The organism is Teichococcus deserti (genome assembly GCF_001982615.1).
Taxonomy (GTDB): domain Bacteria; phylum Pseudomonadota; class Alphaproteobacteria; order Acetobacterales; family Acetobacteraceae; genus Pseudoroseomonas; species Pseudoroseomonas deserti.
Window position 1 is genome coordinate 1 of the sequence record NZ_MLCO01000288.1, and the last position, 12194, is coordinate 12194.

The window sequence follows — 12194 nt, forward strand, 5'->3', positions numbered from 1 at the left end:
CTGCCCGCCCCGCCGCCGCAGCCCCTCGACCTCGCCCCCGTCGGCAACGGCATCATCGCCGGCCTCTTCGACCGCCGCGGCCGCTGCACCTGGATGTGCTGGCCGCGCCTGGACGGCGACCCGGTCTTCTGCGCGCTGCTCGGCGGCGAGGAGCCGCAGGACGGCTTCATGGAATGCGAGATGATCGGCCTGAAGGAGAGCCGCCAGGCCTATCGCCGCAACACCGCCATCCTGGAGACCGAGCTGGAGGACGAGAAGGGCGCGCGGCTGCGCATCACCGACGTCGCCCCCCGCTTCCGCCGCTTCGGCCGCGCCTTCCGCCCGCCGATGCTGGTCCGCCGCATCGAGCCGCTGTCAGGCCAGCCGCTGATCCGGCTGCGCATCCGGCCGAAGGCGCATTGGGGCGCCGACAAGCCGGTGCGCCGCTCCGGCTCCAACCACCTGCGCTACTTCTCCGAGGATGCGGCGCTGCGCGTCACCACCGACGCGCCGCTGGCCTGCCTGGGCGAGGAGGCGCCCTTCCTGCTCGACCAGCCGATCACCCTGATCCTCGGTCCCGACGAGACGGTGCCGGAGGGGGCGGAGCAGATCGGCCAGGAATTCATCCGCGAGACCGAGGCCTATTGGCTGGACTGGACCCGCGGGCTGCATCTGCCCTTCGAATGGCAGGAGGCGGTGATCCGCGCTGCCATCACCTTGAAGCTCTGCACCTTCGAGGAGACGGGCGCGGTGGTGGCCGCGCTGACCACCTCGATCCCGGAGGCCGCCAACACCGAGCGCAACTGGGACTACCGCTACTGCTGGCTGCGCGACGCGCTGTTCACCGTGCAGGCGCTGAACCGGCTGGGCGCGACCCGGACGATGGAGGAATACATCCGCTACGTGACCAACGTGGTGGCGATCTCCCCGGGCGGCGAGCTCAAGCCCTGCTACCCGCTGGTGCCCTCGCTGGCCATGGAGGAGCGGATCGAGGAGCAGCTGCCCGGCTTCCTCGGCATGGGCCCGGTGCGCGTCGGCAACCAGGCGGCGGAGCAGGTGCAGAACGACGTCTATGGCTCGGTCATCATGGCCGCTGCCCAGATGTTCTTCGACCAGCGCCTGCCGCGCCCCGCCGGCGAGCCGCTGTTCCGCCTGCTGGAGACGCTGGGCGAGCAGGCCGAGGCCCGGGCGCTGACGCCGGATGCCGGCATCTGGGAATATCGCGGCCGCGAGCGCATCCACACCTTCTCCGCCGCCATGTGCTGGGCCGGCATGGCGCGGCTCTCCGGCATCGCCAGGCATCTCGGCCTGGCCGACCGCGCCGAGCGCTGGGCGAAATCGGCGCGCGAGCTGCATGCGGTGATCTGCGAGAAGGCCTATCGCCCGGAGCTCAATTCCTTCGTCGAAAGCTTCGAGAGCGACGGCATGGATGCCGCCCTTCTCCTGCTGCCGGAGATCGGCTTCCTGCCCGCCACCGATCCGCGCTTCCTCGGCACGCTGGACCGCGTCGGGCATCATCTGGTGCATGACGGTTTTCTCTACCGTTACGACATGGCTGACGATTTCGGGAAACCTGAAACTGCTTTCCTCGTTTGCTCGTTCTGGTACGTGGATGCGCTCGCCGCCGCCGGCCGGACGGAGGAGGCGCGCGCCATGTTCGGGAGGATCCTGTCATGCCGGAATCACCTGGGATTGCTGGCGGAAGACCTGGACCCGACGCGGAATCAGCTCTGGGGGAACTTTCCTCAGACCTATTCCCACGTTGGCCTGATTCTCTCGGCGATGCGTTTGAGCCGTTCGTGGGAGCACGGTCTGTGGGGCGGGTAGTCGTTGTCTCCAACCGCGTGGCGGTGCCGCGGCGAGGCGAGGCCGCCGCCGGCGGCCTGGCGGTGGCCCTGAAGGACGTGTTGAAAGCCAGCGGCGGACTCTGGTTCGGCTGGAGCGGCGAGTGCCGCAAGAATCCGGAGAAGGCGCCGAAGCAGGTCCGCGCCGCCGGCATCGACTACGCCACCATCGACCTCGACCCCGAGGACCAGAAGGGCTTCTACGCCGGCTATTCCAACAACACCCTCTGGCCGCTGTTCCATTTCCGCCTCGGGCTGATGGAATACGACCGCAAGGAGGCGGCCTCCTACCGCAAGGTCAACCGCGACTTCGCCGAGGCGCTGCTGCCCCTGCTGGGTCCGGACGACGTGGTCTGGATCCACGACTACCAGATGATCCCGATGGCGACCGAGCTGCGCGCGCTCGGCGCCAAGCAGCGCATCGGCTTCTTCCTGCACATCCCCTTCCCGCCCTGGGCGGTGCTCTCCGCCCTGCCCGATGCCGAGCGGCTGCTGCGCGACCTCCTCGCCTATGACCTGGTCGGCGTGCAGACCAAGCGTGACCTCGGCGGGCTGATCAACTGCTTCCAGGATGCGCTGGGCCTCGCCCCCGACGAGGACGGCGGCGTGCGCGGAGAGGTGGCCGGTCTTCAGCGCCGCACCCAGCTCTCCGCCCACGCCATCGGCATCGACACCCGGGGCTTTGCCACCCTTGCCCGCAAGGCCGCCTTCGGCCCCGAGACCCAGCGCCTGGCCGCCAGCATGGGCGACCGCTCGCTGATCGTCGGCGCCGAGCGGCTGGACTACACCAAGGGCCTGCCGCACCGGATGCGCGGCTTTGCGGCGCTGTTGAAGGACTTCCCCGAGCACCTGAACCGCGTCACCTACCTGCAGGTCGCCGCCCGCAGCCGCAATGAGGTCGCCAGCTATCGCAATCTCCGCCGCGAGCTCGATTCCCTGGCCGGGCGGATCAACGGCGACTATGCGGAATTCGACTGGACCCCGGTGCGCTACGTCGCCCGCGCCCTGGCCCGCGACACGCTGGCCGGCTTCTACCGCGCCGGCCGCGTCGGCCTGGTCACGCCGCTGCGCGACGGCATGAACCTGGTGGCCAAGGAATATGTCGCGGCCCAGGACCCGGAGGATCCCGGCGTGCTGGTGCTGTCCTCCTTCGCGGGGGCGGCGGAAAGCATGGACGGGGCGCTGCTGGTCAACCCGCTCGACGCCGAAGCCATGGGCGAGGCGCTGCACCAGGCGCTCTGCATGCCGCTGGACGAGCGCCGCGACCGCTGGGAAAGCATGATGCGCGGGCTCGAGGAACAGACCGCCACGCGCTGGGCGGAAAGCTTCCTCGCCGAGCTCGAGGAGCTCAAGCTGCCGCAGCAGGAAATGCTCTGGGCGGCACCGACCAGGAACTGAAGCAAGAAAGCGCCGGGGGAACTGGGTTCCCCCGGACCCCCACCTTCATTCGCGCAGGCGGTGGATGGCCTCCTCGAGGCCCAGAGGGTCAGCCGGGAACACGGCGTCAGCCTCCATCGCCACCAGCAGCATCTTCTTGTAGGCGTCGCGCGGGATCTCGATCGCGCCGAACTGCGCCAGATGACTGGTGATGAACTGGGTGTCCAGCAAGGTGAAGCCGCCCAGCTTCAGGCGGGCGATGAGGTGGACCAGCGCCACCTTCGACGCGTCACGGGCGCGGCTGAACATGCTCTCGCCGAAAAAGGCGCCGCCCAGCGACACGCCATAAAGGCCGCCGACCAGCTCGCCATCCAGCCAGGTCTCCACCGAATGGCCATGCCCCATCCGGTGCAGCGTGGTGAACAGCGCCTCGATCTCCGGATTGATCCAGCTGTCCTCGCGCCCCGGCGCCGGCGCCGCGCAGGCGGCGATGACACCGCTGAAATCCCGGTCGGCCGTCACCGTGTAGGGGCCCGAGGTCACCGTCCGCCGCAAGCGGCGCGACAGATGGAAACCCTCGAGCGGAAGAATGCCGCGCTGCTCCGGGTCCAGCCAGAACAGCCGGTCGCCGTCGCGCGATTCCGCCATCGGGAACAGCCCGGCGCGATAGGCGCGCAGCAGCAACTCGGGTGTGATGTCGACGGAGCGTCGTGACATGCCGGCGCGTTACGGCTGCGGCCGCGGCAGCCGCGCCAGGATGCGCTCGGCCAGCGCGGTGTAGTTCTCGTCGAAATGGTGGCCGCCGCGGGTCCGCACGATCTGCGCCGCGGTGCCCTCGAAGACCTTGCAGGCGGTCTCCGCCTCCTCGTCCGAGCCATAGGTGCACTGGATCAGCTCGACCGGCAGTCCGGGCACCTCGGGCGCCGTGGGCAGCGCGCTGGGCCGCGAGAAGCCGATGAAGTCGCCGACCTTGATCTCGAAGGCGGCCTCCCTGGCGAAGGCCAGCAGGCTGATCAGCACGACCCGCGCGCGGCTCTCGGCCTTCATCCGGTTCCAGGCGAAGGGCATCACGTCGGCGCCGAAGGAATAGCCGACCAGCGCCACCTTCGGCGTCTGCCACTTCTCGGCATAGAGCGCGATGATGCGGTCCAGCTCGGTCGCCACCTCCTGCGGCGAGCGGCGCTTCCAGAACCAGTTCAGGCAATCGAAGCCCAGCACCGGCACGCCGCGGTCGCGCATGATGCGGCCGATGCTGCGGTCCAGGTCGCGCCAGCCGCCATCGCCCGACAGCACGATGACGAAGGTGTCGCTGCGCTTCTGCCGCGGCGTCATCTCGATCAGCCAGCTCGAGGTGTCGCGCTGCGCCAGCGCCGGACTGGCCAGCGCGGGTGCCATCGCCAGGCCCAGCCCGGCGCCGAGAAGAGATCGGCGATTCATGCCCATGTCCCGAAGAAGGGAAAGCCGCGAGGGAAAAACAAGGCGCAGGCGGCGCCTTTCGCCATCACTTGCCGATCACGCCGCGCAGGCCCCCCGACTGCAGCGCCGCGACATCCGCCAGCACCACCCAGGGGTCCAGCCCGCCCGGGGTGCAGAGGTAGCGCGGCTCCCAGACCGGCTCGAACTTCTCCTTGAAGGCGCGCAGGCCCCGGAAGTTGTAGAAGCGCTCGCCGCGGCGGAAGACCAGCCCGCCCAGGCGGTACCAGACCGGCGCCAGGCGATGCGCGGCGAGGCCCGAGAGCGGCGCCATGCCCAGGTCGAAGAAGCCGTAGCCCTGCTCCTTGGCCAGCAGGATCAGCTTCAGGAACAGGAAGTCCATGGTGCCCGGCGGCATCGAGGGGCGGTGCCGCATCAGGTCGATCGACATCTCCGCCTTGACCTCGGGCGTCTCCATCAGCGTGGCGAAGGCGATGATCGCATTGTCCGGCCCGCGCACCACGCCAACCGGCCCGGCGGCGACATAGTTCGGCTCGAAGGCGCCCAGGGAAAAGGCCTTTTCCCGCGCCTTGTGCTGGTCCAGCCACTGGCGGGAGACCTCGGCCAGCTCGGTCATCAGCGCCGGCACCTCGGCGGCGGGGACCAAACTGAAAGAAAGCCCCTCGCGCTCGGCGCGGTTGAGGGCGCTGCGCAGCGGCTGGCGCGACTTGCCGGTCAGGCTGAAGCTGTCCAGCGGCACCCGCGCCGCCTCGCCCAGCTTCAGCGGCTGCAGCCCGGCATCGATGTAGAGCGGCAGGTTCTCGGGGCGCACCTGGTAGAAGGCGGCGCGCCCGCCCTGGGCGTCGGCCATCTCGACGAAGCGCCAGACCATGTCGACGCGCTGCGCCTTGGGCCCGACCGGCCCGCCCAGCGCCACCCAGGACCGGCCGCGCCGGCCATACATGATGAAGCTGTCGCCCTGCTCGGAGAACAGCAGGGGCTTGTCGCCCATATGCACCAGATGCGCCATGGCGCGTTCCTGGGTGCGGGCGATGGCGCCGGCCCGCGCCAGCTCCTCGGCCGTCGGCCGGTGCACCAGGCCGCGCGCCGGGCGCAGCAGCGTCCACAGCCCGGCGGCGAAAAGCAGCAGCACGGCGCCCAGCGTCGCGCGCATGCCGCGCGGCGCCGAGGCGTCGAACTCGAACTGCCACCACAGCTGGCGTGAATATTCGACGTCGCGATGCGCGAAGAACAGCAGCCAGGCGGCGGCCGCCACCACGCCGATCACCGCCGCCCACCAGCCCGGGGTGAAGCTCGGCGTCAGCATCCGCGCCCGGCGGTCGAAGCGGTCATGCGAGGTGATCAGGGCGACGGCCAGCAGCGCCAGCAGCCCGAGCTCCAGCGCGCCGCCGCCGCGCGCCAGCGACAGGCAGAAGCCGCCGATGGCCAGCACCAGCGCCAGCCACCAGGCGCCATCCAGCCGGTGCACCAGCCCGTGCGCCACCACGATCAGCGCCAGCCCGCCGACGCTGGCCAGCAGGTGGCTGGCCTCGAAGAGCGGCAGCGGCAAAGCGGGGCCGAGCAGCCCGCGCGGCTCGCCCAGTGGCGGGGTGACGCCGCCGAACAGCAGCGCGGCGCCGGCGGCGAAGGCCGTCGCGCCCAGGAAGCGCGGCATCAGCCGGGTCGCCGCCCGCACCGCCCGGGTGCCGCCTTCCAGCAGGTGGGCCCGGCGGCTGGCCTCGAAGCCGGCCAGCAGCAGCAGCGCCAGGCCGAGCGGCAGGGCGAAATAGATGAAGCGGTACAGGACGAGCGCGGTCGCCACCTGGTCCAGCGGCACGCCGGTGTCGCGGAAGGCCATCAGCACCACGGCCTCGAAGACGCCGATGCCGCCGGGCAGGTGGCTGGCGGCGCCGATGGCGATGGCCACCGAATAGAGCGCCATGAAGAAGGGCAGGTCGACCGCCCCCTCCGGCAGCAGCAGCCAGAGCACGGTGGCGGCGGCGCCGATATCGACCAGCGAGACCAGCCCCTGGAACAGGATCAGCCGGGCCGGCGGCACCCGCAGCGTGTGGCGGCCGAAGCGCAGCCCCCCCGGCTTCCTCCGGCCGATCACCGCGACGGCGCCGAGCCCGCCCAGGATCGCCAGGGCGATGCCGCGCAGCAGGTCGGGCGGCAGGCCGGACCAGTCGTCGACCGATTCGGCGGTGGCCAGCAGCCCGAGCGCGCCGACCGCGAAGAGGCCGAGGACGAAGCTCGCCGTGACGAAGACCAGCAGCCGGGTGATGCGCTCCGGCTTCAGCCCGGCGGCGGCATAGATGCGCCAGCGCACCGCGGCCCCGGTGAAGGCGCCGACGCCCACCGTGTTGCTCAGCGCGAAGCCGCAGAAGGCGGCCAGCATGGCGATCCGCTTCGGCACCGCCCCCGGCGCCACGTAGCGCGCGGCCGAGAGGTCGTAGCCGGTCATCGCCAGGAAGCTCAGCGCGGTGGCGCCGACCGCGGCGGCCAGGGTCCAGGGGCTTTCCTCGGTGACGCCGGCCATGACGGTGGCGTAGTCCAGCTCATGCGACAGGCCGTGCAGCGCGAGGAGCGCCAGCGCCGCCATCAGCACGCCGCCGCCCAGCAGCAGCCAGGGCTTCAGGATCGCCCAGCGCCGCGCCCGCCGGGCATCCGCGGCCGGCGGCGCCTCGCTCTGCAGCAGGCTGACCTCGGGGGGCGGGGGCGCGGAAGGCAGGCCGTTCATCAAGCATTCCCAAGAGGCAGGAGGCCGGCAGTGAGATGGGCTGGCGGGCCGAAGGCGGAAGGCCGCTGCACGGCAAACTTCAGGCTGACGCACAAGCTGCGGCCAGGGGATAGCGAAATGATGAAAAGATAGTGGCCCCGCTGCCACGATGCGTTCCGGGAAAGTGCCGCGCAGCGGGCTTCCCCAGCGCGCTCAACGCCTTGCGGCCCCGGCCTGCAAGGCGTGGACGGCCGCCCCGGCGCGCGGCCGGGGCAGTTCACGCCTGCGTTAGCGGCGGCCATCCCGCCGCCCGCGACGGTCAGCGCTGCAGGCCGACGAAGCGCTCCAGCCAGTGGATGGTGTAGTCGCCCGACTGGAACTGGGCGTCGTCCATGATGCGCTGGTGCAGTGGCAGGGTGGTGCGGATGCCGTCCACCACCATTTCGCCCAGCGCCCGGCGCATGCGGCTGATCGCCTCGGCCCGGGTCTTGCCGTGCACCACCAGCTTGGCGACCAGGCTGTCGTAATGCGGCGGCACCGAATAGCCCGAATAGAGCGCGCTATCGACCCGCACGCCGAGCCCGCCCGGCGCGTGGTAGGTGTTCACCCGCCCCGGCGACGGCGCGAAGCTGTCCGGGTCCTCGGCGGTGATGCGGCATTCGATGGCATGGCCATTGAAGGCAATATCGGCCTGGGTGTAGCCGAGCTTCTCGCCGGCGGCGACGCGCAGCTGCTCCTTCACCAGGTCGATGCCGCAGACCATCTCGGTCACCGGATGCTCGACCTGCAGGCGGGTGTTCATCTCGATGAAGCTGAACTGACCGTCCTGCCACAGGAATTCCAGCGTGCCGGCATTGCGGTAGCCCAGCCTGGACAGGCCCGAGGTCACCTGGGCGCCGATCGCGTCGCGCTCGGCAGGCGTCAGCGCGGGCGACCCGGCCTCCTCGACCAGCTTCTGGTGGCGGCGCTGCAGCGAGCAGTCGCGCTCGCCGAAATGCACCACGTTGCCATGCATGTCGGCCATCACCTGCAGCTCGATATGCCGCGGGCGGTCCAGGTACTTCTCCATGTAGACGGCGTCGTTGCCGAAGGCGGCCTTGGCCTCGGTGCGGGCGACGCGCCAGGCCTCCTCCAGCTCGTCGGCGGAGTGCGCGACCTTCATGCCGCGCCCGCCACCGCCGGCGGCGGCCTTGATCAGCACCGGGTACATGATGCGCTCGGCGACCTCGCGCGCCTCCTCGAGGCTGGCGAGCTCGCCGTCGGAGCCGGGGACCAGCGGCACGCCCAGCGACATCATCGCCTGCTTGGCGGCGATCTTGTCGCCCATCATGCGGATATGCTCGGCGGTCGGGCCGATGAAGGTGAAGCCATGCGCCTCCACCATCTCGGCGAAGCTGGCATTCTCCGACAGGAAGCCGTAGCCGGGATGGATCGCCTCCGCCCCGGTGATGGCCGCCGCCGAGAGGATGGCGGCGACGTTCAGGTAGCTGTCGCGCGCCGCCGGCGGGCCGATGCAGACGCTCTCATCGGCCAGGCGGACATGCATCGCCGTGGCGTCGGCCGTGGAATGCACGGCCACCGTCCTGATGCCCATCTCCTGGCAGGCGCGGTGGACGCGCAGCGCGATCTCGCCGCGGTTGGCGATCAGCACCTTCTTGAACATGCGGGGGGCCTTACTCGACCACCAGCAGGGGCTCGCCATATTCGACCGGCGAGCCGCTCTCGACCAGGATCCGGGTCACGGTGCCGGCCTTCGGCGCCTTGATCTGGTTGAAGGTCTTCATCGCCTCGATCAGCAGCAGCGTCTGCCCGGCGGCGACCTTGGCGCCCAGCGTGATGAAGGGCGCGGCACCCGGCTCGGGGGCCAGGTAGGCGACGCCGACCATCGGCGAGGTGACGGCGCCCGGCGTGCTGGCCGAGACCTCGGCGGCCGGCGCGGCGGCCGCGGCCGCGGGGGCCGCGGCGAGGGCGGCCGGCGCGGCGGCCACGGGCGCTGCGGCGACCACGGTCGGCGCCACGGTGACCGTGCGGGTGACGCGCAGGCGGGCCTCGCCGTCGGCCAGCTCGATCTCGGTCAGGTCGGTCTCGCGCAGGATCTGGGCCAGGGCCCGGACCGCGTCGGGGGTGAAGGAAATGCCGCTCATGGAACCTCTCTGATACCCCTGCCCGCCGTCAGTCCTGGTCCGCCTGGGCCAGGATGCCGGCGATGCCGCGCAGCGCCAGGGCGTAGCCATGCGGCCCCAGGCCGCAGATCACGCCCTGCGCCGCGCGCGACACATAGGACAGGTGCCGGAAGGACTCCCGGCGGTGGATGTTGCTGAGATGCACCTCGACCACCGGCAGGTCGGAGGCCAGCAGGGCATCCATCAGCGCGATCGAGGTGTGGCTGTAGCCAGCCGGATTGATGATGATGCCCGCCGCCATGTTGCGCGCCTCCTGCACCCAGGAGATCAGCTCGCCCTCGACATTGGTCTGGCGGAAGTCGATCGCCAGGTCGAGCGCGTCGGCGGTCTCGGCGCAGAGCGCCTCGATGTCGTCCAGCGTCTCGTGGCCGTAGATCTCCGGCTGGCGGGTGCCGAGCAGGTTCAGGTTGGGACCGTTCAGGACGAAGATCAGCGGCGGGTTCACGTGCGGGGAATTCCCGTGATGGATGACCGGGATGGAAAGAAGCCAGGGCGGACCTGGAACGGCGCGCCTAGCACGGGGCGTTTCCGCCCCGCAAGCATTCGCCTTTGGGCCGCTTCGGCCGCGCTGGCAAGGGCGCCGCCCGCGCCGCGCCCTGAAATCTGCGGAAGCCGCTGGATTTCCGAGCCAGCAGGCCGTCGGGGGCCGGCTGCAGCGCCCCTATCCGGCCCGCCCGCGCGGCAGCCCTCGGCTGGCATGCAGGAACTGGAAGTGCCGCTCGTATTGCGACAGCACGTCCTGGATCAGCTCCTCCCGCGTCAGGTCCAGCACGTCGTAATCCTGGCTGCCATCCTCCAGGAAGACCTCGGCGCGCCAGTAGTGCTCGCGCTGCTCCTGCTCGGGGCGGCTCTCGAAATAGGCGAAGCTCGGCATGGCGTAGCGGCGCAGGCGGATGCCGTAGCGGAACTCCTCCGGCGCGCCGGGCATGGTGACCAGGCGCAGCCGGTCCTCGCGCGCCTCCACCTCGGCCGAAAGGCCGCGGCCGCGCAGCGCCTCCGCCACCGCCTCCAGCGCCGGGGTGGCGGTGTTGGCGACGAAGCCGAGCCCGGCCTCGCGGCTGGGATGCGCCAGGATGCCCTGCAGCTGGCGCTGCCAGGAGCGGCCCTGGCGCGGCGGCAGGTTCTGCGCCAGCGCGTCCTGCCGCAGCCCCTCCCGCTGCAGGGCGCGCCACAGCCCGTAGGCCATCAGCAGCATCACCACGGCGAAGGGCAGCGCGCTGGCGATGGCCGCGGTCTGCAGCGCCTTCAGCCCCTCGCCCGAGGCCAGCAGCACGATGGCGATCAGCCCCGAGCCCACCGCCCAGAACACCCGCAGCCAGAGCGGCACGTCGTCGCGCCCGCCGGCGGTGATGGTGCTGACCACCAGCGCCGCGCTGTCGGCCGAGGTGACGAAGAACACCACCACCAGCAGCATGGCCAGCCAGGAGGAGACGGCCGAGAGCGGGAACTGCTCCAGGAAGACGAAGAGGGCCAGGGTGACGTCGCGGTCGACCACCTCGGAGACGGCGGTGGTGGCGCCGGAGAGGTGCAGCCACAGCGCGCTGTCGCCGAACACCGTCATCCAGGCGAAGGTGAAGCCGGCCGGCACCAGCAGCACGCCGAGGACGAATTCGCGGATGGTGCGGCCGCGCGAGATGCGGGCGATGAACATGCCGACGAAGGGCGACCAGGCAATCCACCAGCCCCAGTAGAACAGCGTCCACTCGCCCAGCCATTCCTTCGGGTCATAGGCGTACATGTTGAAGGTGCGCAGCGCGAACTGGTCGATATAGCCGCCGAGATTCTGCACGAAGCCGCGCAGCAGGAAGGTGGTGGGCCCGACCACGAAGACGAACAGCATCAGCGCCGTCGCCATCAGGATGTTGAGGTTGCTCAGCAGCTTGATGCCGCGCTCCAGCCCGGAGGCCACCGAGAGCGTGGCCAGCAGGGTGATGCCGGCGATCAGCAGCGCCTGGACCGTGAAGCCGATCGGCAGGCCCATCACATGCGACAGCCCGGCATTGACCTGCAGCGCGCCGAGGCCGAGCGAGGTGGCCACCCCGAACAGCGTGCCGAGCACCGCGAAGACATCCACCGCGTCGCCGATCGGGCCGCGGATGCGCTCGCCGATCAGCGGGTAGAGGGCGGAGCGCACGGTCAGCGGCAGGCCGTGGCGGAAGCTGAAATAGGCCAGGCTCAGGCCGACCACCGCATAGATCGCCCAGGCATGCAGCCCCCAGTGGAAATAGGTCAGCTGCAGCGCGGCGCGGGCGGCGGCCAGGCTGGCCGGGTCGCCCTCCGGCGGCAGCATGAAATGCGTCACCGGCTCGGCCACGCCGAAGAACACCAGGCCGATGCCCATGCCGGCGCTGAACAGCATGGCGAACCAGGCGAGATAGCTGAACTCCGGCTCGGAATGGTTCGGGCCCAGGCGGATGCGGCCGCTGTCGCCGAAGGCCAGCAGCACCGAGAACAGCAGGAAGACGGCGACGGCCAGCAGGTAGAACCAGCCCAGCTCGGCGGTGATCCAGGCCTGGGCGGCGCCGAAGGCGCGGCCGGCGGTCTGCGGCGCCAGCGCGCCGAAGGCAACGAAGGCCAGGGTCAGCAGCGCCGAGGCGGCGAAGACCCGCCGGTTGACCGGCGTCGCGGCGGCCGGCCCGGGCGGCGGCGCGGCGGGCGTCGCGGCGGCGGGGGATGCGG

Annotated in this window: 9 protein-coding genes; 2 read left to right on the plus strand and 7 right to left on the minus strand. The window is 70.9% G+C overall.

The genetic code is table 11. The features are described from left to right. Together BKE38_RS24415 and BKE38_RS24420 are read left to right on the plus strand one after the other, a co-directional pair. Nucleotides 1–1806, plus strand: coding sequence for a glycoside hydrolase family 15 protein (locus BKE38_RS24415; protein WP_076959829.1), 1806 nt, complete (start codon nucleotides 1–3; stop codon nucleotides 1804–1806). Continuing rightward, nucleotides 1794–3221 carry an alpha,alpha-trehalose-phosphate synthase (UDP-forming) gene (locus BKE38_RS24420; RefSeq protein WP_076959830.1) on the plus strand — a complete coding sequence of 476 codons (1428 nt, stop codon included), beginning with the start codon at nucleotides 1794–1796 and terminating at the stop codon, nucleotides 3219–3221. The genes BKE38_RS24415 and BKE38_RS24420 overlap by 13 nt, the downstream gene beginning before the upstream one ends. 45 nt (nucleotides 3222–3266) lie before the next feature. On the opposite strand, the gene aat is transcribed toward BKE38_RS24420, so the two are convergent. From aat to BKE38_RS24455, 7 genes are all read right to left on the minus strand, one after another. Beyond that, nucleotides 3267–3917, minus strand: a complete 651-nt coding sequence (aat, locus tag BKE38_RS24425; protein ID WP_076959831.1) for a leucyl/phenylalanyl-tRNA--protein transferase — start codon at nucleotides 3915–3917, stop codon at nucleotides 3267–3269. Nucleotides 3918–3926: 9 nt separating this feature from the next. Beyond that, complete coding sequence (locus tag BKE38_RS24430) at nucleotides 3927–4637, minus strand: virulence factor family protein (protein ID WP_076959832.1); 711 nt, start codon at nucleotides 4635–4637, stop codon at nucleotides 3927–3929. Nucleotides 4638–4701: 64 nt separating this feature from the next. Then, complete coding sequence (gene mprF, locus BKE38_RS24435) at nucleotides 4702–7353, minus strand: bifunctional lysylphosphatidylglycerol flippase/synthetase MprF (RefSeq protein WP_076959833.1); 2652 nt, start codon at nucleotides 7351–7353, stop codon at nucleotides 4702–4704. 298 nt (nucleotides 7354–7651) lie between these two features. Next, nucleotides 7652–8995, minus strand: a complete 1344-nt coding sequence (gene accC / locus BKE38_RS24440; protein ID WP_076959834.1) for an acetyl-CoA carboxylase biotin carboxylase subunit — start codon at nucleotides 8993–8995, stop codon at nucleotides 7652–7654. A 10-nt stretch (nucleotides 8996–9005) separates the two neighbouring features. Beyond that, entirely contained in the window at nucleotides 9006–9476 is a 471-nt protein-coding gene (gene accB / locus BKE38_RS24445; RefSeq protein ID WP_076959835.1) for an acetyl-CoA carboxylase biotin carboxyl carrier protein, read from the minus strand. 28 nt (nucleotides 9477–9504) lie between these two features. Continuing rightward, complete coding sequence (gene aroQ / locus BKE38_RS24450; protein WP_076959836.1) at nucleotides 9505–9960, minus strand: type II 3-dehydroquinate dehydratase; 456 nt, start codon at nucleotides 9958–9960, stop codon at nucleotides 9505–9507. Nucleotides 9961–10176: 216 nt separating this feature from the next. Then, the coding region (locus BKE38_RS24455; RefSeq protein WP_242662557.1) for a BCCT family transporter at nucleotides 10177–12194 on the minus strand (2018 nt) is incomplete at its 5' end.

What these genes read in the sequence shown, in the direction of transcription:
- BKE38_RS24430 (WP_076959832.1), bottom strand. Translation starts at nt 4,637, where the DNA reads ATGAATCGCCGATCTCTTCTCGGCGCCGGGCTGGGCCTGGCGATGGCA.
- accB (WP_076959835.1), bottom strand. Translation starts at nt 9,476, where the DNA reads ATGAGCGGCATTTCCTTCACCCCCGACGCGGTCCGGGCCCTGGCCCAG.
- accC (WP_076959834.1), bottom strand. Translation starts at nt 8,995, where the DNA reads ATGTTCAAGAAGGTGCTGATCGCCAACCGCGGCGAGATCGCGCTGCGC.
- mprF (WP_076959833.1), bottom strand. Translation starts at nt 7,353, where the DNA reads ATGAACGGCCTGCCTTCCGCGCCCCCGCCCCCCGAGGTCAGCCTGCTG.
- aat (WP_076959831.1), bottom strand. Translation starts at nt 3,917, where the DNA reads ATGTCACGACGCTCCGTCGACATCACACCCGAGTTGCTGCTGCGCGCC.